This window comes from Oligoflexia bacterium (assembly GCA_034439615.1).
In the GTDB taxonomy this organism is placed as follows: domain Bacteria; phylum Bdellovibrionota; class Bdellovibrionia; order JABDDW01; family JABDDW01; genus JAWXAT01.
On the sequence record JAWXAT010000022.1, the window covers coordinates 12,889 to 36,397 of the forward strand.

General features: G+C 39.2%; 19 protein-coding genes. 8 read left to right on the forward strand and 11 right to left on the reverse strand.

Annotated elements, in window-relative coordinates:
• Window positions 1-75: 75 nt before the first annotated feature.
• The 4 genes from SGI74_05005 to SGI74_05020 all read right to left on the reverse strand — a co-directional run bounded on the left by SGI74_05005 (window position 76) and on the right by SGI74_05020 (window position 4,559).
• Window positions 76-1,230: a hypothetical protein gene (locus tag SGI74_05005; GenBank protein MDZ4676851.1), complete on the reverse strand. Its 1,155-nt coding sequence runs from the start codon at window positions 1,228-1,230 to the stop codon at window positions 76-78.
• Window positions 1,231-2,071: 841 nt separating this feature from the next.
• The gene (locus SGI74_05010) at window positions 2,072-2,851 is read right to left on the reverse strand and encodes a tryptophan 2,3-dioxygenase family protein (protein MDZ4676852.1); all 780 of its coding nucleotides are present in this window, start codon (window positions 2,849-2,851) and stop codon (window positions 2,072-2,074) included.
• Between the two features lie 48 nt (window positions 2,852-2,899).
• A complete protein-coding gene (locus SGI74_05015; GenBank protein MDZ4676853.1) occupies window positions 2,900-3,541 on the reverse strand; it encodes a hypothetical protein in 642 nt (213 codons plus the stop codon).
• A 130-nt stretch (window positions 3,542-3,671) separates the two neighbouring features.
• Complete coding sequence (locus SGI74_05020) at window positions 3,672-4,559, reverse strand: M14 family zinc carboxypeptidase (GenBank protein ID MDZ4676854.1); 888 nt, start codon at window positions 4,557-4,559, stop codon at window positions 3,672-3,674.
• A gap of 289 nt (window positions 4,560-4,848) precedes the next feature.
• Here SGI74_05020 and SGI74_05025 point away from each other — a divergent pair, with 289 nt between their 5' ends.
• The 6 genes from SGI74_05025 (at window position 4,849) to ychF (ending at window position 11,310) form a co-directional block, all read left to right on the forward strand.
• Window positions 4,849-6,087: a clostripain-related cysteine peptidase gene (locus tag SGI74_05025; protein ID MDZ4676855.1), complete on the forward strand. Its 1,239-nt coding sequence runs from the start codon at window positions 4,849-4,851 to the stop codon at window positions 6,085-6,087.
• A gap of 121 nt (window positions 6,088-6,208) precedes the next feature.
• Entirely contained in the window at window positions 6,209-7,777 is a 1,569-nt protein-coding gene (locus tag SGI74_05030; GenBank protein MDZ4676856.1) for a metallophosphoesterase, read from the forward strand.
• Window positions 7,778-7,903: 126 nt separating this feature from the next.
• On the forward strand, window positions 7,904-8,869 hold the full coding sequence (locus SGI74_05035) for a ribose-phosphate pyrophosphokinase (GenBank protein ID MDZ4676857.1): 966 nt from the start codon (window positions 7,904-7,906) through the stop codon (window positions 8,867-8,869).
• A gap of 10 nt (window positions 8,870-8,879) precedes the next feature.
• Entirely contained in the window at window positions 8,880-9,599 is a 720-nt protein-coding gene (locus tag SGI74_05040; protein MDZ4676858.1) for a 50S ribosomal protein L25, read from the forward strand.
• Window positions 9,600-9,620: 21 nt separating this feature from the next.
• Complete coding sequence (gene pth / locus SGI74_05045; GenBank protein ID MDZ4676859.1) at window positions 9,621-10,223, forward strand: aminoacyl-tRNA hydrolase; 603 nt, start codon at window positions 9,621-9,623, stop codon at window positions 10,221-10,223.
• Entirely contained in the window at window positions 10,213-11,310 is a 1,098-nt protein-coding gene (ychF, locus tag SGI74_05050; GenBank protein MDZ4676860.1) for a redox-regulated ATPase YchF, read from the forward strand. The genes pth and ychF overlap by 11 nt, the downstream gene beginning before the upstream one ends.
• Here ychF and SGI74_05055 read toward each other — a convergent pair.
• From SGI74_05055 to SGI74_05075, 5 genes are all read right to left on the reverse strand, one after another.
• Window positions 11,300-12,073 carry a hypothetical protein gene (locus SGI74_05055; protein MDZ4676861.1) on the reverse strand — a complete coding sequence of 258 codons (774 nt, stop codon included), beginning with the start codon at window positions 12,071-12,073 and terminating at the stop codon, window positions 11,300-11,302. The two genes, ychF and SGI74_05055, sit on opposite strands and share 11 nt — an antisense overlap.
• Window positions 12,074-12,467: 394 nt before the next feature.
• Window positions 12,468-13,337 (reverse strand): ABC transporter permease, encoded by an 870-nt coding sequence (locus SGI74_05060; protein ID MDZ4676862.1) that lies wholly within the window; start codon window positions 13,335-13,337, stop codon window positions 12,468-12,470.
• Window positions 13,334-14,251, reverse strand: coding sequence for an ABC transporter permease (locus tag SGI74_05065; GenBank protein MDZ4676863.1), 918 nt, complete (start codon window positions 14,249-14,251; stop codon window positions 13,334-13,336). The genes SGI74_05060 and SGI74_05065 overlap by 4 nt, the downstream gene beginning before the upstream one ends.
• Window positions 14,248-15,831 carry a peptide ABC transporter substrate-binding protein gene (locus SGI74_05070; protein ID MDZ4676864.1) on the reverse strand — a complete coding sequence of 528 codons (1,584 nt, stop codon included), beginning with the start codon at window positions 15,829-15,831 and terminating at the stop codon, window positions 14,248-14,250. Before SGI74_05070 ends, SGI74_05065 begins: the two co-directional genes overlap by 4 nt.
• Before the next feature lie 41 nt (window positions 15,832-15,872).
• The gene (locus SGI74_05075; GenBank protein MDZ4676865.1) at window positions 15,873-18,404 is read right to left on the reverse strand and encodes a transglycosylase SLT domain-containing protein; all 2,532 of its coding nucleotides are present in this window, start codon (window positions 18,402-18,404) and stop codon (window positions 15,873-15,875) included.
• A gap of 62 nt (window positions 18,405-18,466) precedes the next feature.
• Between SGI74_05075 and radA the strand changes: the two genes are divergently transcribed.
• Window positions 18,467-19,876 carry a DNA repair protein RadA gene (gene radA, locus SGI74_05080; GenBank protein ID MDZ4676866.1) on the forward strand — a complete coding sequence of 470 codons (1,410 nt, stop codon included), beginning with the start codon at window positions 18,467-18,469 and terminating at the stop codon, window positions 19,874-19,876.
• Between the two features lie 10 nt (window positions 19,877-19,886).
• Here radA and SGI74_05085 read toward each other — a convergent pair whose 3' ends face one another.
• Entirely contained in the window at window positions 19,887-20,492 is a 606-nt protein-coding gene (locus SGI74_05085; GenBank protein MDZ4676867.1) for a MarC family protein, read from the reverse strand.
• Window positions 20,493-21,217: 725 nt separating this feature from the next.
• Between SGI74_05085 and SGI74_05090 the strand changes: the two genes are divergently transcribed.
• Entirely contained in the window at window positions 21,218-22,243 is a 1,026-nt protein-coding gene (locus tag SGI74_05090) for an HNH endonuclease signature motif containing protein (GenBank protein ID MDZ4676868.1), read from the forward strand.
• Here SGI74_05090 and SGI74_05095 read toward each other — a convergent pair.
• Window positions 22,240-23,509 (reverse strand): integrase core domain-containing protein (locus SGI74_05095; GenBank protein MDZ4676869.1); only part of this gene is annotated, 1,270 nt, incomplete at its 5' end. The genes SGI74_05090 and SGI74_05095 overlap by 4 nt on opposite strands.

Here is a 23,509-nt window from a genome sequence, read left to right on the forward strand (position 1 = left end):
TCGCTCGCCTTCCCTATGATCCCCTGAATCCCGAGAAGAGATCGTTAGAAATGCCAGTTGATGGTGGTAATTTGGTCACTGTAATTTTTTACTGACGAAATGTCTTGCGTTTAGAGCTTTAGAATATTGAGCTATGAATTTCCGAATTGCAGCGTGTTTTAAAAAATAATTATTAAACCATTTATTCACCACTTCTTCATTTTCAAACTCAACAAACTCTGTCTGTACGAATTTATTTGAAGCCGTCAGTGGATCTTTAATTGCTAAAGCTTCAACCACATGTGCATTTTCGTGGGTAATTTTAAAAACAGCATCAATAATATCTTTTCTTAAGCCAGGGGTTTTAACCTTAAGTATTGTGTCATAGAGCTGTGGATACCATTGCTGGCGATGTTCAATGACTTCTCCCATTTCATTGTTACCAACAAAATTTAGTTCTAAATTAATTCTCGCATTTGCATGAAACCCATCGTGAGCCAAATACTCAGGGGCATTCATAAGTACATTATCTACATCTTGAATGATATTTCCAAAGGTTACTCCCAAGAAATATATGGGCAAGTGAGCAACCCTGATAAAATCTAGCTCAGACAACTGTTTTGAGGTTGGGTACAAAAAAGGAATAAAATTAGATTTTTCATAGGCACTGGCAATGCCACCAGCCATAAAGATATGCCTATACAAGCTGCTTTGACCCATTGTCTGTTGGCCAATCCACCCACCTACAAACCGACTATAAAAATCACTGTTTCTAATCGCAGCCTCTCCGGGAAGATCTTTGCTATGGGCATGAACATACATAGCTCTTTCGAGCAAAATTAAAAAATCTTTATAGGTTTTGATGTGCTTTAAATTTTTGCCCCGATAAAAATCTAATATCTCAAGATGGAGACCAGGATTAAGATAGAGCTTATTCGCTAGATTACTTTTTGCTGTTGGCTTTTGAGAATGAATAAATCTAAGTGCACGTGATGCGATAAGACGAAACTCATTATCAAATTCGTTTAAGGAAATATCCATTCCTGCAAATAGATTTTCTGAAAATTCGTCATTAAAATTGCTGCTATTACGAATATTTTCTAAGTTAAATGGATTTGTAATATAACTTTTATAACGCTCATAAGTTTTTGTCCAAGAGCTTTGTGATGAAAAACTTAATTTTGGAGTTCCTGATTTTCCAAGTTTAGAAAGAACAGCATCGCAGCGTTCAGCGTTTGCATTGGATCCCAAAAAAACATGATGATTATGAGGGGGAGAAACTTCTTCATATATTAAACAAAACTCCTATGGGGTAGTGAGTGCTTGTGAGTTTTCAAATTCTTTGCGTTTCAGAGGCTCTTGGCGCCATTTATAACCAACTTTCAATTAATGAAATGAATAATGAATACCGTAAAATTACTCCTAAAGAGTTAGGCAACTAATAGATGCCTAACTCCTTAGTGTGATGATTTTAAAGTCAGAGTCACGTGGTCAACATGCCTAAATCTTTCGGGCAGAGTATGCCAATTTGACTAGTATTATACGAGCAATTTTCGCACGATCAAAATGGGGACAAAAGTCGCCAACAAACCCAGTGCCGGACTTAAAAGGAAATATACAAGTGCGGGAGCAAATCTCCCGCGTTCAAACATTATGAGGGTTTGAAGAGTATACGCGGAAAAAGTAGTAAACCCTCCGCAAAAACCGATCAAAAGTGCGGTCTGAAAACCGACGGGAAAATCTCGGTTTATACTCAATACGTAAATCGTTCCCGCGATTAGTGAGCCTAAAATGTTTACTGCCAATGTGGTTACAGGGAACTGTTCGTTCCAATTCCCTAAGAACTGATCGACCCCATAACGGCTTAAAACACCTACTAATCCCAATAATGATACTAAAAGTACAGTCTGCATTTTTTTATTTCACCATCTTGCCTGCCAGAGGTCATCAATAAAATGATTTCGTACCCACGCCTGCCATGAAACATATGGGACTCAAGCATCTCCACGTTAAGAGTTCCTTCGCGTTACTGCCGAAATCCGCATTAAGCCCAGAGTACCATTAGCAGCAACCGTATGAATTTTTTAATACCTTAAAACTCCGAGCGAATATCCCAAAGATCAGGAAACAATGGCTGTGACAATGTGGTTTTTAAATACTGAGCGCCAGGACTTCCACCGGTGCCCATCTTCACACCAATAGTGCGCTCCACCATTTTCACATGTCGATAACGCCATTCTTGGATTCCTTCATCGAGATCAACAAGGCGTTCACAGATTTGTGTGATGCTTGGATTATTTCGATAAATATTGAGTAATATTTTTTGAACTTCTAGTGAGGCCATCGTTGCTTCTGAAAGATCTCTTTTTAAAACTGTATCAGGAATATTCAGACCTTTTAGTTTTAAATAACGCAAAAACGAATCATAAACAGATGGCTTATTCGAAATATCTTCTAAAAGTTTTTTCACTTCAGGCTCTCCAGCATAACGCTCGAGTGCTGATTTATTACGTTTACCCAAAGTTATTTCTAATTGTCGAAATTGAATTGATTGAAAACCACTAGCCGTATCAAGTCTTGCTCGAAAAGATGCAAACGATAAAGGTGTCATTGTCTCAAGCACATCGATTTGCCCAACCATGGTTTTAAGAATACTTAAAATGCGTTTGAGTGTTGCAAGGCTCTCTGGGGTTTTTCCAGCTTCAAGAGATTGCTGCAAATATGCTGTTTCATGAAGAACCTGTTTGAACCACAACTCATATACCTGATGAATCACGATAAAAAGTGTTTCATCATGCTCTTTTTCTGAAAGTGGAACTTGAAGGTTCAACAATTCATTAATCTTAAGATAGCTTGAGTATGTAACCGCCATGGGCAATGGTTTAACCCAAGCTTTTAAGTTAATCAACCTTTGTGATTTTTAGCGATTCGGTTTCTGCCAAATAACACCTGTAGGCTCAGGGTTAATAGTGATTTGGGGAACCGTATTGGTTTGTGTTGAGGGAATTGTCGGTGAGAAATAAGTAAACCGACGATAAAAGCGAATGTCTTTAAACAATTCTTTTACGACCTCATCTGAACGACCTTTTCTAATTTTTTCTAAATATTTTTTATAGTCATTCACATAACGATCTTCACGAGGAAGGGATCCGAAAAAATAGGACGTCATGCGCTCTAAAATTTGACGATCACCACTATGAATGTAAGTTTTTGTTTCTATATTTGTTTTAAACTCGCGGGAATTGGGATCATTTATAATCTGCACGGCTGCTTCAACAACACCCTCAAGACCTTTACTTGCAATAAGATCAATATACCCTTGGGCACCGGGGAGATCCATTGAGCGCCAAAGGAGGCCCTGATAAAGCATTTCTGCCACCGCTCGAGGATCAACTTTGATTTTTGCCTCAGCTTGTTTCTTATACATATCGCCTGATTTGCTATCACTACCTTCAACACCGACTTGGGGGTTGTGGTTATTGCCACAGCCAATTACAAAACCGACAACAATAGATAGCCCGGCACTAAAAGTAAGAAATCGCTTAAAAGAATGTATTTTCATATCAACCTCACTCTTGCTTTTAGTTAATTACAAAGAATATGCCAGCTGTAGAGTGCTTTAAATAAAGAAGAGGCACAGGTAATCAAACCTGTGCCGTAGATGGTAAGTACACTATCAAAAATTTAGACACTTACTCGTTGTGCAAATCTAATACTTTCAAATGACTACTGCACTGCCCAGTGAATGCATGATTTGGCGCTCTTGCTTTTGGTGCTATCTCAAGCATTCGACGCAGCCCTGGTACATTCACCGAAATCATGTGCGAAATTGCACTCTGAGTTGGGCTATGGCTATTTCCAATTTCAAATAACATCGACCATATTCCGTGGTGCCAATAAGCATAATCCTCAAACGTTCCGTCGGCTGGGTAAATCATTTGTGTTGAATTACCGATGGCGTAACGACTCTCTTGTACTGCGGCTCGAGCTAATTGCTGAAACACAGTATCGAATAGAGTACCCGTTTGGTGAGTTGAAATTCCCCAAGGATAAACTACTGCTGGAAAATAAGTATGCATGGTTGCTGAAGTAATAATATTTTTCTCTTGAATAAAACGTGCAAGGTTTGCAGTTGATTTTAAATGAAACGGACCTTCTGTTCCGCAAGGCCCAGGATAATCACGATTTGGATCTTTACTTCTACCCTGTGTGGTTTCGTATCTGTTTCGTGAGTTGTATCCTGAGATATTCAAAACAGGAATAACATAAACCGTTTGATCAGGGATCGGATTTGCAGCCAGTGCTAACGCAAATGCCGCAGCAACTGCAGTTGAACCATATTCATTTCCGTGATGAGTTCCGACAACCAGATTATGTGTAGGACCATTTCCGATTTGTAATCCTAAAATTACATCTCCACTATCAGAGTCACCCACGTTAATAATGCGCACATTTTGTGGATACTTAATTGCGGTCTGATTAATAAAATCTTTTACCTCTGAATATTTTGTAATTGGATTTTGAGCATATGCAGTTACTGAAAAAATTAGAAAAATAAAAGCGGATATCCCGTGCAACATTTGTATTCCCCCTATTGTATTAAAACTTCCCTTAGCCAAAAGTCTAGCGGCTCTTACTTCTGTGTAAAGAAAGAAATGAAAAATCGTACAACTCACGCCAGAATTGAATTTGAAAGACTTGCGCTGTGCAACGCAATCTCAAGACTCAGAATCGACTTTTGTCGCGATTTTAAATCGTTCTCAAATGTTTGATACGGTTTTGAATGAACTTGTTTATCCTAATTGAGTCTTACGTCCGGGGGGATTTAAGTACAGAAGCTAAATTATTAGCATGCTCAAGGAGGGGTCAATGCTGAAAATATTTAATAAACTAGCACTCGCTATGTTTATTTTCACACTTTCGTCGATGTCATTAGCCGCAGAAAAAGAGTGGACGATGCTCACTTTCATGAACGGCCATAACAACCTCGATTCTTACGGTGCAAAAGATCTAAATGAGATGGAAACCGTTGGATCAACCGATAAAATCAACGTTGTAGTTCAATGGGCAAGTCTTGGCTCAACGCAAACAAAGCGTGTGTATGTTCATCAAGATAATCAGCCAGGCATTGTAACCTCACCCATTGTTGAAAGTCTTCCCCGAGTGGATATGGGCGATTATAAAAATCTCATCGAGTTTGTTAGATGGGGTGTCATGAACTACCCTGCAAAAAAATATTTTATTAACGTTTGGAATCACGGCAGTGGTTGGCATGTTAATGCAAACCCGTTGTTTCAATTATTCAAAGGCCTAGGTCTCACTGGTTTTGAAGCAGCAAGTTTTTCTCCAAGTGATATTAGTTGGGATGACCTCACAGGTAACTTCATTTCAACAACCCAATTAGGCCTAGCAATAAATGAATCCGCTAAAATTATCGGTCACAAAGTTGATATTTACGGTAGCGATGCTTGTTTAATGGCCATGCCTGAAGTTTCAACAGAAATGGCTGATTCAGTTCATATGTATGTCGGATCAGAAGACACCGAACCAGGCCCAGGTTGGGAATACGGTTCATTCTTAAAAACATGGAGCGCTCTACCCGATATGAGCCCTTTTTATGTTTCAAAAGCTCTCACTGATACCTACGTTGCCTCATATACAAATGGTCCTCAGGGCAATTTAGCAGTGACATTTTCAGCTCTTGATTTAACAAAAACGCCTGCACTGCTTTTAGCAATGAAAGGCTTATCTGCTGGCTTAATCGCACTTCCTAATGCTGCTAAACTTAAAGTTAAAACAGTCATTGGTTTAACCCAAGCATTTTACTTTTCAGATTCAGGTGATGGACTTGATTTCGTAAAACACTTGGAACAAGCAAATATTGAATCTATGAGACCAGGCATTCTCAGCAGTGCTCGAAATGCACTTACAGGTTTCATTGCATATAATAAAGGTTCACCATCGTTTAGCAAAGCTACGGGTGCTGCGATGTGGATTCCTAAAAAGATCAGCACATTTGATCTTTACTGGGCTAGATACCAAAAGTTGAAGTTTCAACAAGAAACTCAATGGGGCAATGCAATGCAGTCTGTTTTAATGGCTCAATAACGTCTAAAGGGTATGTCCAAATTTTAGGGTTCTGTTAGTTTCTTAAAAAGCCACCTCGGCAGTTGACGAGGTGGCTTTTTTGTTGTGAAGTCATCCCCAGTCAAGGCAGGGGGAATCGTCCATGACTTTAATTGCTAAAGCAGTGCTACAAATTACTGTTATATTGGCCATTTCAATAAATGCGTTTGCCGCTACACCTAAAATTCTACAAATTCTTCATACAAACGATCTGCACTCTTACTGGGAAAAATCTAGTAACAAAAAATTAGGCGGTTATGCCCGCATTAAAACTCTACTTGATCAAATGGAAGCCGAAGGTGACGCCAACGGCTGGGCAACAATTCGATTAGACGCCGGAGATTTCAGCGAAGGTAATATCAATTTTTGGGCTGATACAGGACGCACTAGTTTTGAAATCATGAAGCTTCTTAACTACGATGCTATAGCACTGGGGAATCATGACCATCAATTAGGAATCAACGAACTCATCAGGCATGCTTCAACTGAAGAAACAAAGCTCCCACTGGTAGCTGCAAATTTTTTCACTGATCAACCTGTAAACGTAAAACCAGGAAAATATGTTCGAAAAAAAGGACTCGTAATCGCAGTGGGTGGTGCCACCACTGATAATCCAACCTATACATGGACTGCACGTCCTGCAGAAATCACAGCTCCAAAAGGCCCCTTAGAATCTTGGCTCATCGCAAATGAAATGGTTGATATTCACATTGCACTGACACATTTGGGTACAGGGCAAGAAAGAAAATTAGCAAAAGAATCTAGCCTCATTGACATCATCATTGGTGGTCATAGCCATACGACAATTGACTCACCCATTTATGAATTCAATAAAAATGGTAAACCAGTTCCTATAGTGCAAGCAGGTGCTCGCGGCCTTTTTGTTGGTCGCATGCTTGTCGAATTACCCGTGCGAGTCTATGCCCACGTTTTGTCATATTCACTAAAGCGTGTGACAGCTGATATTCCTGAAGATCCGGTCATTAGTGCGATAATTACCGAAGGACTTACAAAACTTCAAAATGTATTTGGCCAATATGATTTTAATCAGATCATAGGACACGCTGACAAAACATATTTCACACACCGAGAGCCCGTACCGATAATCGGAAATTTCTTAGCCGATGCTCTTCGTGAGGCTGTAGGTGCTGACATAGCATTTGATTCAGGACGCCTGTATGGCGACCGAGTTTCTTTTGGACCAGTAAATCTTTATAATATTTTAAATTTAACTCCCCATTTGTATTCGTGGGAATCAAAGGGTTGGAAAATTGTAACTTGCGATATCGCAGGAAGCCGCCTATCAAAAATTCTGTCTATCCCTGCATTCGTAAAACAATCTATGATTGTTTCAGGAATGACCTTTCGCATGAATATGCTTAATATCGTTCGTGATTTAAAAATCCACGGAGCCCCTGTGGTTGGTGATCGTATTTATAAATTCGCACTATCTGAAGGTTTTGTACGTGGTCTACAAAGCTATCCTGAACTCGATCGCATTTGTCGCCCCTACACTCAAACAGGAGTGTTGGTTCGTGACGCCATCATGAAAAAAGCAATGACCATGAAAGCCTTTACTGAAGCTGAATTTGGCCCCCGTCGCATCACAGGTTTTACAGAGTTTGATTGGGAGTGCAATGATGACTGCCCTGATGAGAGTAAAGGTCTGTAAGACTAAAAGCTTAAAACAAACATAAATCCTTGTTAATTCAGCACTGTTTTGCTATCTCTAGCTCTCATTTAACAAAGTTTTTTTGCACAAATTAGCCCTGAAATTTTATCCCGGAGATTAATGCGCATGACCCACGGTTTACCTACTGTAGCTGCAGCAAAATTAAAAATATTCTCCGGAAACTCCAGCCGTGATCTTGCACTTAACATCGCTAAAGAAATGGGCATAGAGCTTGGCCGGGCTGATCTTAAACGCTTCAGCGACGGAGAAATAAATCTCGAAATTCATGAAAACGTTAGGGGTTGCGATGTTTTCATGATTCAAAGTGCGTGCAGCCCAGCCAATGACAATTACATGGAACTTTTCATTATGCTCGATGCGCTGAAACGCGCTTCAGCCGCTAGAATTACAGCTGTAATTCCATATTACGGTTACGCCAGACAAGATCGAAAAGTTGCTCCTCGAGCACCTATCTCTGCGAAATTAATGGCAGATCTTATTACAGCAGCCGGTGCTGATCGCGTTTTATCTGTTGATCTTCACGCAGGGCAAATTCAAGGTTTCTTTGACATCCCCTTTGATCATCTTTTCAGCATGCCGGTTCTCATAGGGCATCTTAAAGAAAATATTTCAGGCGAAACCGTAGTAGTTAGCCCCGATGCAGGGGGTGTTGAAAGAGCGCGTGCCTTTGCAAAACGCTTAGGTGCTACCATTGCAATCATCGATAAACGCCGTAATGCCCCTAATGAGGCAAAAGCACTCCACTTAATCGGGGATGTAGACGGTAAAAATGCCATTATCCTTGATGATTTGATCGATACTGCAGGTACTCTTACACAAGCAGTTGACACACTTATCAATCATGGGGCAAAAAAGGTATCTGCATGCGCAACTCATCCCGTACTTTCTGGCCCCGCAGTGGCTAGAATTAGAGATAGTCAGTTGCAAGAATTGGTTGTTACGGATACTATCCCTCTCAGCCAAGAAGCAAAAAATTGCAGTAAAATCAGACAGCTTACGGTTGCTCCGTTACTGGCTGAAGCAATTAAGAGAATTCACGGTAATGATTCTGTGAGCTCATTATTTATTTAAGAGGTTATTCATGAAAACAATCGAAATCGAAGTACAGCAACGTGATCTCACAGGCAAAGGCTCAAACCGCCGTTTAAGAAACCAAGGTTTGATTCCCGCTATTTTGTATGGTTCAAGCAAAAAGAATTTCAATATTCAAACCAGCACAAAAACAATTACATTACTTGTAAACTCACATAATGAGAATGCCATCATCACATTAAAAAGTTCAGCAAAAGATGTGAACGGCAAACATGTTCTCTTAAAAGATTGGGATCGTGACATACTTACACGAGGCCCGTTGCATGTTGATTTTTATGAAATTGATTTGAAAAAATCTGTACGCGTACGCGTTCCACTACACTTTACCGGTAAAGCTAAAGGTATCACCGACGGTGGTATCGTATCTCCCGTCGTTCGTGAGATCGAAGTTGATTGTTTACCCACTGCAATTCCTGAGTTTCTTGAAGTAGATGTAACTCATTTAGGAATTGGAGACTCCGTTCACATTGAAGAACTCGTTGTTCCTGAGGGAGTTAAAAAGCACTTCGTTGATAACTACACCATTGTTACATGTTCATTTATTAAAGAAGAAGTTATCGTTGTTCCTGACCCAACCGCTGTTGCTACTCTTGCTGAACCTGAAGTTATGGCTAAAGGTAAGAAAGATGAAGAAGGCGAAGAGGGTGCTGCTAAACCAGCAGCAGGCGCTAAAGCCCCCGCTGCTGCAAAAGGTGGCGATAAAAAATAACGAAAATATAGCCGTACCTTTATGTGGTTAATCGTTGGTCTTGGAAATCCTGGTTCTAAATACCTGCTCACCCGACATAACTCTGGGTTTATGGCCTTAGATTATTTGGTTAAAAGCATTGGTGTTCAAAATTCTGACGGCAAACAAGAACATAAAGCTCAAACCATAGACTTTAAATGGGAAGACCAGCCCATTAAATTAATCAAACCCCTCACCTATATGAATAAATCCGGTGAATCCGTGGGTGAGATCATGCGGTATTATAAAGTCCCACTAGAAAATATCATCGTTGTTTATGATGATCTCGACACACCCTATGGGCAAATCAGATTAAAACAAAAAGCCGGAGACGGTGGCCATAACGGAATAAAATCTTTAATCGAACAATTAGGTACTAATGAATTTTTAAGAGTGCGCATCGGAATCGGGCGCCCAACGCATCCTGATATGGACCCGGCTGATTATGTTTTGCAAAATTTTTCAAAACAAGAGCTTACAACACTTCCTGATCACCTAAATACAGCACTTGATGCTATAGAAATGGTTGTATTTGAAGGACCACTAAAAGCGATGAATACTTTTAATACAAAACCAAAAGAAGAAGGAAATAAAAATGGGCTTTAATTGCGGCATAGTAGGACTCCCCAACGTTGGGAAAAGTACACTTTTTAACGCCTTAACTTCGGCTAAAGCTGAAGCAGCAAATTATCCATTTTGTACGATTGATCCTAACGTAGGCATTGTTACTGTACCGGATGAGCGAATGGATAAAATCGCAAAAATAGTTGGACCGCAAAAAGTGGTTCCAACCACAATTGAATTTGTTGATATCGCTGGTTTAGTTGAAGGTGCAAGTAAAGGTGAAGGTTTAGGTAACCAGTTTTTAGGGCATATTCGACAGACAGACGCCATTGTTCATGTGGTGCGCTGTTTTGATGACCCCAATATTATTCACGTGGCTGGAAGTGTGAACCCACTTCGCGACATGGATATCATCAACACAGAATTACTTTTGGCAGATTTAGATTCAGTAGAAAAACGTTATGCAAAAATTGAAAAGACGGCCAAAATTTCTAATGACCCTAAACAAAAAGTCGAAGCCTCATGTCTAAAAAAACTTGTTGATGCCATTCGAGAAGGCATACCTGCTAGGGCCGTGGATCTTAACGATGAAGAAAAACTTATCGCTCGTGAACTTCATTTAATTACCCATAAACCTGTTTTGTATTTAGCCAATGTTGATGAAGCAGGACTTAAAGAAAAAAATGAATGGGTTAAAGCGGTTGAAAAAAGAGCAGCTGAAGAAAAAAGCGTTGTAGTTCAAATCTGCGGTGCTCTTGAAGCAGAAATCGGCCAACTCGCAGCTGATGAACGAAAAGATTTTTTAGCAGAAATGGGTTTGAAAGAACCAGGCCTTAACACTCTTATTCGTGGTGGCTATAAGCTCATGCGTCTGATCACTTATTTCACAGCAGGTGTTCAAGAAGTGAGAGCTTGGACAATCACCGAAGGCACAAAAGGCCCGGGAGCTGCCGGAGTCATTCACTCAGACTTTGAAAAAGGATTTATCAGAGCAGAGGCCTATCACTGCGAAGATCTTTTTAAATTTGGGTCTGAAGCAGCGGTAAAAGAAAAAGGTCTCTACCGTTCAGAAGGAAAAGAATACCTCGTAAAAGATGGTGACGTCTTATTCTTTAAATTCAACGTCTAGGTTTAAAACGCACCAAAAATAAAAGTCGATCTTGTTTTTCTTCAGGCGCATGATGCAAAGTAGCACGATTTTGCGGAAATTTTTCTGCGCGTTCAAGACCCGTAATGATCAATGTTTGACCACGAAGTACTTGGGTGTACTTATATGGCGATTTATCATAAATACTATTACTATGTTCTGTAAAAATTGTTCCTGAGCCAATCACCGCAGTTGTCACCGTCAAATAGCCACCGTCTTCATGGGTGATCTGGCCTGCAGAATTCCAAGGCAAGCCAACTTTACCATCTTGTGTACGGACTTCGACATAATCTATCACATACTGTTCATGAGGTTTCAGCGCTTGATTTAAGAGGCTTTCAATCCATTTACCATGATCAAAAACAAATGAAATGAAATCTTTTGGAAAAGAATTATCTACTTCTGTTATTTGTTTAAGTTTGCTTGCGTCATCACCTCTTCGAAATTGATGCTGATGATTTTCCCTCGAAGGAGTAAATTTGAAAAAAGATCCTTTTTCCAGTGAGCTAAAAATAGGGTCAAATATTTCTTTAGATAATTGCGTCGCAGTATCTAGCAAAACAAAACCCTTACCTGTTTGAATATTTAAACTTGTTTTTATTTGCTCTAATAACCGGTCTCTTAATTTTTGATCATTTATTAAATTTTTTAAAATTCCATTGCAACGATTAATACTTGCGTCAGAGGCAAATCCTAGCGTGCTCCATACCAATAGTACTGAAACCAACAATACGCGCAATATCACAAATCAACTCTCATGATAGGATCACCTTACAAACCTCATGCCGCGTTTGTACGCTATGTATTGATGTTCATGGGGTTTTACGAAGATCTACATGTCGAGAAATTATGCACTTGGCGGAATTTAAGCCCAACTTTAGACTCAATACGCCATGTACAACATAATGGTGTGCATAAAACTTCAACGAAATGCATCACTTACCTGCATAAAAATGGCGCTGTGTGCGGATCTTATTTGTGTTATAATTAAGTATAAGGGGTAGCACTAAATGAAGAAACTTATTGAAGGCATTAAAGGACTCATCGAAGAATTAAAGTCCTTGTTTGGCCCGCAATTAAAACCGGTGCCCATTCACGTAAAGAATCACCCTCGCAAGAGGTAAGTTATTTCTAATTTCCTATTTTGGTTCATAACGCAATTTCGGATCAAGTGCGTCGCGAAGACCTTCGCCAACAAAATTAAAAGCCAACATCGTTAAAAAAATCGCCAGCCCTGGGAAAATTATCAGGTGTGGATAAGTGCGTAAACTTCTCCATCCTTCATGGGCAAGAACGCCCCAACTGCTGTAAGGCGGTTGAAGTCCAAGACCAATAAAACTTAAAAAACTCTCATAGAGAACTTGTGAAGGTATTAGAAAAGTTAAAAGCACAAGTAATGGGCCTAAAATATTGGGAAGAATATGAAATAGTAATATACCGTAATGTTTTACACCTACCGAGCGAGCAGCCTCGACATAGGGCATTTCACGTACAATCAAAACTTGAGCGCGTACAAGCCTTGCAATTCCCATCCAACCGACTAAACATAACGCAAACATGATGCCCATCATAGAGCGGATTCCATGTGAAAAATATTCTGTAGAATTAATAATCACTGAAACGAGTATCATCAAAACCAGTGGTGGTATGGATTGCAAAATGTCTATTAATCGCATCAGTAATGAATCAACGACTCCGCCGATATAACCCGCAACGGCTCCGTAAAAAGTACCGATGATAACTGAAACAAAACTTGTGAGAATTCCAACAGCCATGCTCACGCGTGCCCCATAAATAATGCGTGAGTAAAGATCACGGCCTAATTCATCAGTACCAAACCAGTTCGTGAAATTTGGATTCAATAAAACTCTTTGTAGGTCTTGCACTTCATAAGAGAAGGGTGTGATTAAAGGTGCAAACACCGCAAGTGTTATTACTAAAAATATAAACATGAGTGAAATAAATGGGATTTTATTTTTTTTAAAATTCGACCACCAATCAGATTTCATGACAGCCTCATACGTGGATCAATAAGTGTAGTAATAAAATCCATGATGAGATTTCCGATGATTAATAAAAATGAGTAGATCAGAGTCAAAGCCAGTACTAAGGGGTAATCACGATTATCTACACTAGCAATTAGGTGCCTACCTACTCCAGGAATAGCAAAAATAAGTTCGACCACGAAAGTTCCAGAAATGAGATGAGCAATCATGGTTCCTGAAAGTGCGAGCACTGGAACAATGCTGTTTTTTAATACATGTTTAAATAAAATTTGAATTTGACTCATACCTTTAGCATATGCAGCTCTCACAAAATCAGAATGTAGCACATCAAGCGCACTGGTTCTAATGAGTCGTGCGATGAGTGCGGTGGGCCTTGCCGCAAGTGTGATTACTGGTAAAATATAATAGCTGGGGCTTTCCCAAAGTGCTGGAGGAAGCCAATCAAGCCAGAAGCTAAAAATTAAAATAAGAATAGGCGCTAGCAGGAAACTTGGAATACTCACACAACTCATCGTCGCAAAAAGTGTTAGAAAATCAAATTTTGAATTATGTTTTGACGCCGCAATTAGCCCCAAGGGAATTCCTAGAGAAAAACTTAAAACAAGTGACATCAAGCTTAGCTTTAAAGTTATTGGCAAAGTATCTTGTAAAAGACTCACCACACTTTGATCAATATTACGATAAGAGGTACCTAAATCACCTTTGAAAAGCTTGCCTACATAAATTAAAAACTGCTCTGAAACGGGAGAATTAAGATGATAATACTCTTCAAGATGAGCTTTTACTTCGGGAGCAAGGGCAGTCTCGTCATCAAATGGACCACCGGGCAGTGCGTGCAGAAGAAAAAATGTGATAGTAATTAGAACAGCAATTGATAAAATCGCCTCGAGGCAACGGCGAAATAAAAAACTTATCATTCTAGCGACGCCTCTTTTAAAATCAAATGATTAAGAATATTAGAATACAAACCGTGCACTCGTCCATTTACAAGATAATACTGTTTTCTCATAATGAGCGGCACCACAGGAATTTCCTCTTCACTTAATGTATGAAGCGCTTTTGCGTAAGCTCTCTCGCGTTTTTCAATATTCATCTCTTGAGATGCAAGTCGTACATAATCATCAAACTCGCGATTTTTCCAACCCATAATATTTTGCTTGGAACTTCCTTTAAACAAATTCATAAAATTATCTGGATCAGGAACTGTCGCCTGCCATTGACCTAAATACATCATAGGACCTTCTAGAACCGTAGCTTTGCCCGTCACGTTTTCTTTCACGATCTTAATATCGATTTCTAAATTGCGTTTTAACTGTGACACAATATTTTCGGCCAAAGCGTCAAATTCGCCACTATCACCAATTTTAAACAAGATAGGCTTAACTTTTTCCATGTTACGATAACCTGAACTCTTCAATAACTCTTGAGCTGCACCAGGGTCAAACCGCACACCACGATTACTTTCATAACCTAAAATATGTGGAGGAATCATACCGGTGACCACATCACCAAAACCATTGATGCTTGAAAGGGCTTCTTTACGATCAATAGACATTCCAATTGCGCGTCTCATAATTGGGCTGGACACAGGCTTTTGATGAACATCAAAGGCCAGATAAATCATATTTAATGTCGTAGCATTTTGTAGTTCTTGGCGATTTAAAAATTTTGTTCCTTGAGTTGGAGGAATATCGACAATGATATCTAATTGATTAGTGATAAAAAAGCGCAAAGCATCGGCTGCTGACAAGCCGTATCTAAATACTAAGTTTTTAACACTAGGTTTTCTTCCATAATATTTATCGTGACGGACTAATATTCCATATTTTGTTGCCAACTTTACAATTTTGTAAGGCCCGAGGGTCACGGTTTTAGAGAAATCTTTTGTAGGCTCTCGATGAATCGGAAATGTAGCAGGGTTAGCAAATATCATCGGAAAATAAGGCACAGGGTGATTCAAATTAAAAATAAGTGTGTAATCATCTTTGGCCGTGATGCCTACATCAGAGAAGTTAGTTGTTTTACGTAAATAAAAATTCTCAGCATTTTTAATTGTGAATAAAAAATTACAAGCCGTTACAGGATTATTAGAATTTAACAGCCGCTTAAAACCATCTATGAATTCTTGCGCTTTTAAAATTTTCCCATTTGACCACTTGATATTTTCGCGAAGCTTAAAAGTTACACGTTGACCATCAAGGCTCACTTCCCAACTTTGGGCTAACGCTGGCTGTACTTTCACTTCACCATTAACTGTCTGAAGTTTTGTGAGGCCATCCATTATATTTGTAACAATGGTTGTCTCAGAAAAATTTAATGGCTTATTCCAATCAAAGTTTACAGGGCTTGTGAACAGGCCTAAAAAAAGAGTTTCTTGGCGTTTAAAATCATCCGTGTTTAATGATGATTTGCTACCGAATTTTAAATAATCGCATGCACCCAAACTTAATATGACTGAAAACAGAATAATGCTACGAATCAAATAATTTCTATTCATTAGAAATTATTAAACTTTCTTAAGTGCTTAGAGTCAATGGGTCAATTCCAAGACTCGGTAGAAGGCTTGGGTCCTTCATATTTAATTGTGGGTTTTGTGATCCAGCTGAGCGGGTTGGGCTCTTTTTTATAGAGCATTTGATAGATCAAATAATTGGTCAGAACTTTTTTAACGTAATGACGCGTCTCTTTAAAGGGGATGTGCTCAATAAACTCATCAGTATCGAGTCCGCCAAAATCTTTTAACCACGCTAGTGTTCGATGTGGCCCAGCATTGTATGACGAAGCCATCAAAGGAAGTTTCAGTGTGGTTTGTTTATCAATTTTAAGCGAGGAATCTAGAGTATTTTCAATTCTCTTGAGATACCAAATTCCTAATCTGATATTCACATCTGGCATTAAAAGAAAGTGATCTTTAAACTCTTGCTCATAGGGTATTAACTTTGCAACTTTTCGAGCTGTGTTGAGCATAATCTGCATGAGCCCCATGGCCCCGGCAGGGGATTTTACTTCTTCACGGTACTCACTTTCACCACGCATGATACCCCATGCAAACGCAGGGAAAACCGAATAAGCCGTACACCATTTCATTACTGTTTTTTCGTAAGCAAGTGGGTAAGCGGCTTCCCAATATTTGCGGCCAGCATCCATACCCTTTTCTTTACGTTTTGCTTTAAAGTAATCATCAGAGATTTGTTTTGATCGATGATAATCACCTGCATTTTTATATTCAACCATGAGCATTTCACGAAATTCACTATTACGGGTGCTACTTTGAATGAGCTGCATTTCCCGACGCGCCCAATCTCTAAAACCAAGTGAAATGAGTTCTCTCACACGATCAAATCGCGCAGCAAGTGCAGGATCTTTAAACGTCGATACAGGAATTTCCGCATCTACAACATCGGTCTCATCATCGGCATCAGCTTCGGCTGATTTTTCTTCTTTTTTATCATCGTCATTTTCTTCAGCGGCTTCAACAGTATCAGGAACAGATTTATCTAACTCTGCCTCACCACTTCCGTCACCCAATGCAACACCTTCTAAATCAGCCTGAGCAACTTTACGTACAGGTTTTGTATTTGAAGCAGAACCCGGAGGTGCGATCAGTGAAGGCCCCGAAGGTGTGGGGCTTGGGGGTGCGATAAATGATGGCCCTGCTGGACGCGCAGAGGGTAACGGTAAAGAGGCCAGGCGTGCTGAAGCAGCAGCTCCGTAGTAACTAATACTGTTTTTTGGATCAGCTAATTCATTAAATGTTTGCCTAGCAGCTTCAATGTTTCCTAATCTAAATTCAGACATTGCTTGCCAATATTTTAATTTTTGTAGCATATCGTAATCGCGTTTGTATTTAGTTCGCGACAGATGTTCAAATTCTTTGAGTGCACCTTCATAATCAGTTTTTAAATAACGAATCCATGCCATATGCCATTTTGCATCAGAGACATATTTACTTGTTGGCCATCTTTTAACTAGTTCTTCAAAACGTCTAGCAGCACCATCGTAGTCACGATTTTGGTAACTAGAAAATGACGCCATAAATAGTGCATAGGTTTTATCTTTTACTTTTCCTGCGGAATTGTAAGCATTAAGATAACTCTCAATAGCTGCGGCATAATTTTCTGTTTCAGAGTACGCTTTGCCCAAAAGCAAATGCAGGTTGTAATTTCGGCCCAGCATATCTTGAGCAGTGTGATAATGTTTAACGGCAGCTTCGATTTTTCCAAGTGCTAAAGCCACTCGCCCACTGAAGATTTCAATTTGAGCTTGATCAGTTTTAGGTGCCTTACCTGCCTTGATTTTTAATTCCCAATCATAGAGTTCTTTTATGATTTCGTCGTACTCACCGTTTCTTAAAAGTGTAGCAAATCTTTTTTTATGATCTTCAACACCTACACTGCAATTAAAAGTGACGGCCGAGTTTTTAACTTGTGGAATTTCAAATCCCCAACCTTTTAGCAAACTAAAAGAAGCGTGTTTAACGTAAAGCTTACGCGCGTATCCACATGCAGCTTGTGTATGTTTTAATGCAGCATTTGTCTCAAACAATGCATATACAATTTCAGCTGGCAATTTATCTGAACCATCGCGTCTGATCCAACGTCTTCTTTTTTTACTCCAATACTTTGAAGATTTACTCTCGACGATTTGATTTAAAATTCTTGACGATTCAGCCCACTTTTCTTCTGTCTTTGCAATTTGCACTAATTCATTTTGCGCATCAATTTTAAGTACACTTGTGGGAAAATGCATGATGACTGACTGAAAATTCTTTTTGGCTGTTGTCCAATCTTTATTATCTCGAGCAATTAATCCCAAATGAAATTGAGCATAATCATCAAGTTTTGAATTAAGCGTTAGTACTTGATTTAGATATCCGGCCGACGAAACTAAGTCTTTGGCAGTATAGGCCTCTACACCAAGTTTGAGAGCCTGATTGGCTTTCACCACAGGGTTTTGTTCTTTGTTAAATTTATCTTTGAGTGCTCCAAACTCTTTAGAAGTTAATGGAACATCGCCATGGCTTAAAGAAGCCCAAAAAACCAATAATAACGCTATATGTTGTTTTCTCATGTACCCCGATGATTTTTAATCAATATTGATCTTTATTTTAGCACAAGAATAAGGAATATATCGTGCAATCAAATGACCCAAAATGGCAAGGTACTTATATGGCAAAACCAAAGTCGATTTTTATATGTCAAGAATGCGGCGCCCAAAGTTCACGTTGGCTAGGCAAATGTCCTGAATGCAATGCATGGAATACCTATGCCGAAGAAACTGTGGGGCGACCTGAAACTCAAGCTGACACTGCACGAGGCCTTGGTCGTGGAGAAAGTAAAGTTGTAACCCTCAGCGAAGCCGCACTTGAATCAGAGTTGGTCAAACGCAGTACCACCTCACTTAATGAACTTGATCGCGTTTTAGGCGGAGGAATTGTTCCGGGTAGTTTCACACTTATTGGCGGTGATCCGGGTATTGGTAAATCAACTTTGATGCTTCAGACATTAGCCAATTTAGCTCGCACAGGTAATAAAGTTCTTTATATTTCTGGTGAAGAAAGTGTCGGCCAAACACAAATGCGCGCCAAACGTTTAGGAGCCGCATCAGAGAATCTTTTTTTAGCTAGTGAAACAAATCTCGATGTAATTCTTGAACTCGCAAAAAAAATTAATCCATTTATTGTAGTCATTGATTCAATTCAAACTGCTTTTTTACCCGCACTCCAATCTGCTCCGGGTTCTGTTTCTCAAGTTCGTGAATGCGCAGCTAAACTTATGTTTCTCGCAAAAACTGAAGGTGTTTCTGTATTTCTTGTTGGCCACATCACAAAAGATGGCAGCATCGCAGGGCCCAAAGTTTTAGAGCACATGGTCGATACAGTTATGAGTTTTGAAGGGGATCCCAATCACCAATATAGAATTTTAAGAGGAATCAAAAATCGTTTCGGCCCAGCAAATGAAATGGGTGTTTTTGAAATGACATCTGAAGGTTTAAAAGAAGTAGCTAACCCTTCAGAGCTTTTTTTATCTGAACGTGCTGAAGCCACACCGGGAAGTGCTGTGTTTTGCACTGTAGAAGGAACAAGACCTTATCTCGTAGAAGTACAAGCTCTCGCCACAAGAACCAATATGGCCATGCCAAGAAGAACATCATTAGGTTTTGATCCAAATCGTGTTCACTTGTTACTAGCAATTTTAGATAAACATTTAAAACTTGATCTCTATGCTCACGATGTCTTTGTTAATATCGCAGGTGGTGTGAAGATCAATGAACCTGCGGCAGATCTTGCCGTGGCCGCAGCACTACTTTCAAGTCTTAAGAATAATCCAATTACTAAAACAAATTGTTTTTTTGGTGAGTTAGGTTTAACAGGTGAAGTGCGTGGTGTAAGTTTTCCGGAATTGCGTTTAAAAGAAGCTTCTAAACTTGGTTTTGAAAAATTCTTTGCCCCACAAAACAATCATCGCCATCTTAAAAATGAAAAAGGTGCTGGGCAAATTGTTTGGCTTGAAAATATTAAAGATTTACAAAAACTCATTTGATATTTGTTTATTAACCGCCAGCTTTGACCATAGCAATCATTTCAGTGATTCCCACTCTAATCATCATGACTGCAATTGCTGTTAATAAAAGTGAAAATACTTTTCCTATAGCAATTGCTCCAGCTTCACCAATAATTCTGATAACTTTTTCAGAGTATCTAAATACGAGCCAAACGATAAGAAGATTAAAAATAAATGCAATAAGGGTGGCATTGTAACCATTGGTACCAACGCTGAGTAAAAGTGTAGTTAAAACTGCTGGGCCAATGATCAAGGGCATACCAATCGGGACGATTCCCATGGTCTCTATTTTTTCATTGGTTCCTCTTTCAGCTTTATCACTAAACAAAAGATCAAGAATTGCGATGATGAGAAGTAAAATTCCACCGCCAATTTTAAAATCAGGAACTGTGATACCCAAAAGATGAAAAACTTCTTTGCCCAAGTATACAAAGCCAATACCAATAAAAAATGCCGTAATTGACGCTTGATTGACAATGCGATTACGTTTTTCAACAAAAATATTACGGGTCATTCCGATGTACATGGGCAAAATACCGATGACATCGATGGCAAAAAATAACGGAACAAATGAATTAAATATTTTCTCTAACATGATAATTATTTATAACATTAAATGGCCCTATTTGGAAAATCTTTCAATTTTTTCACTAAGCTTTGCACATCGAGGGTGCAATGAGGGCTTGGATCCCGCCAAAAGAGCTGAGCTTCTCACTTTTAGGGGGCACATCTTTAATTAATGTAATTCCCAAAAATGAGTCATTTGAAAATTGAAGTCGCAATATGATTGAGAATTCTTTAAGGCTAAATCAAGGCAAGAGTGGAATAATCATTCTACGTTTTGGTATGGCACATTCGAAAAGTATTATGGACGGTATAAAGACAGAGGGTGCATCATTTATTCTCATTTCGCCTTAATGCGACTAACATCCACTGATCTCATTTACACATTTTGACATGATGAGCACTGACGTCGGGTGCCCGCCTTCTATTTCTGACAACCGATTGCAGTAATAATTGGAATTCAGGAATTTATTTTTCTATTTAAGAATATTTCATTAGTGATGATTTTTCTCCTTATTTTCATAATTCCATTAACTTCAAATAACTCATTTGCTCACGTGCCTGGCGAAACTTGCGGCCCGTGGATCTATTTTTATAAATAAATTCGCTACGCGGGTATTTAAAAAAGTATCGCGCCCTACAAGTCATTCTCTAACGAGAAATTCGAATTTTAAAACCATGGTATATTCATTTTTGAGTTTGAGTGAAGCTCATATGGTTGGGAAGATTTTAGTTTAATTAATAGGAGGATTTAGCATGCAACTGAATAACAAAGACTTGGTCATCCATGAGCGAGCCCTTGAAGTTTCAAAAAGATATTTAAAATCAGAGAGCGAACTTATCACTTGTCTAATCGAAGTCGATCAAAATAAAATCAGTTACAAGCTTGATTATTCAAGTTTAAGCGATTACGCAAGACGCGCTCTAAAGCTATCTGACGACACAGCTCAAAATTTTGTGACCGTGGCGCGTAAAGCATTTTTAGTTCCTGAACTTAAAACTGCCATAGATGAAGGATCACTTACAGTTTCTAAAGCTCGCAAATTAACTCCCGTTTTAAACTCCGTAAATCAAGCGCATTGGTTAGCGCTTGCAAAATCTTCATCTCAAAAAACAATAGAAAAAGAAGTGGCAAGAGTTCAGCCTCACTCAGCTATTATTGAACAAGCAAAGTATGTTTCAGGCGACACGCTTAAAGTTACAAGCGCTTATTCTGAAAAAGTTTATAAAATGCTTAAACGTGCGCAAGATCTTGAATCTCGAAAGGCTAAGAAAAATCTAAGTGTGAATGAAACGTTGGAGAAAATTTTAGGCGCGTATCTTGAAAAAAATGATCCAGTAAAAAGAGCGGAACTAATGGTTGAGCGAAGGGTGGAACAAAGGGTTGACCAAAGAAAAGACCGTCTTAAGTCGTTTCAGCAAGATACCAACAATCCATCTGAAAATATTGACGCAGCCTCTCCGAAAACCCGTCTTAAGACGAATGATCAAGGCGATAAAAATATGAATGTTATGCCTAAAGAAAAGGGGTTTAATGAAATCCTGCATCAGCGAAACAATATTCCATTTCATAGAAGCGCAATCTCTGCACCACTCAAGCGTCAAGTCATTCTCAGAGACAAGGATCAATGCCAACACCCGTATTTAGATGGCTCAAAATGCACTAATCAACGGTTCACTGAAATTCATCATAAAATACCAATTAGTAATGGCGGTCAAAATCAGCTCACAAATCTTACAACACTTTGTTCAGGGCACCATAAAGTCGTGCATTTAAATTAACTGAAGCAATAACATGTGGCTGTGTTGTCGGCGCCTCTTGTAGCGCTGGTTTTTTGCCGCTTATCTTCTAGACTGATAGAAATTTGTGGTGAAAAAATTTGGTAGATCGGCGGCAGGACCAGGATTGATTTGAGCTTTTTAGCTTCTCCATCCATCCAGGTTAGATATCGGTCGACCATATTTTTCTCTTTAGGTTTTTCTAAGACCGGTAGTTTTGTGTCTTGGGGGATAGGCAAAAACAGATTTCCTTGGCTATCAATTTTTATCATCGTTGATACACCTTTAGGCAGTCTTGTTTGGTAGTTGAGGAGAGTTGCCACCCAAGCAATACACGCCCCTAATATGACTTCATTGGGTGTTCGCCAGCGTAATGCTTTTGTTGCTCGCTGCTCGTTCCACCTTTGATTCCAACTTCGCATGTATTTTTCAAGTATCCAATAATCTGTAAAATCATATTTTGCATAAAACTCTCGATCATCTTGCTTATGCGTATTCTCAACTTTTCCGTTAAGCTCTTTTTGCCCGATTGGGATAAGTTTGTGACGGATTTCTTTAAGCCTGCGCCACACATCAAGGGGGTGATTCCCCGTCGGGTACCCATTACTCCCCACACGATATTTATCAGTAAATTCTTTTCCGTTATCTGTCTGCACTTCAACGATTGGGAACGGGCAGTTTATTTCAACCTCTTTTAAAAACTTTTCTAAACTCTCATAACCTTTGGTCTCATAAATTCTCATACACCTCCAGGTTGAACAGTGATCAACAATGTTAAACTCATAATATTGCTCATCGTTAATTAAGTAGGGCACATACTTTATATCCATCTGCAACCACCCAGGTAGTGGCCTTCTGTACCGCTTTAAATGGGTCTTTGTTAACTTCTTTTTATAGGTATCTGTAATCAAACCTAAACGCCAAAGTACCGCGTAAACTCCACTTGGCGAACACACCATGTTGTACAGTTTTTTTAAACTAAAACTAATCCGCTCAGGGCCCTCTGCTGGTTCAGCTAATCTTAGTGCTTTGATCCTTTTTTCAACACGCTTTGGGGTTTGATGAGGGCAGTACTTTGGCTTTCGAGATCCAGACTTAAGCGATAGTAAATTCTTAGCCTTTAAAAGTATTAATTCCCATTTATAAAAAAAATCTGACGAAACACCTCTCTGGCTACAGACTTGACTCACTGACTTCGGTGACTTGACTACAGTCTTAATTAAATAAAATCTTTTCTTAATCTCAGGATCAGAAATTGTGTTAGCTTGC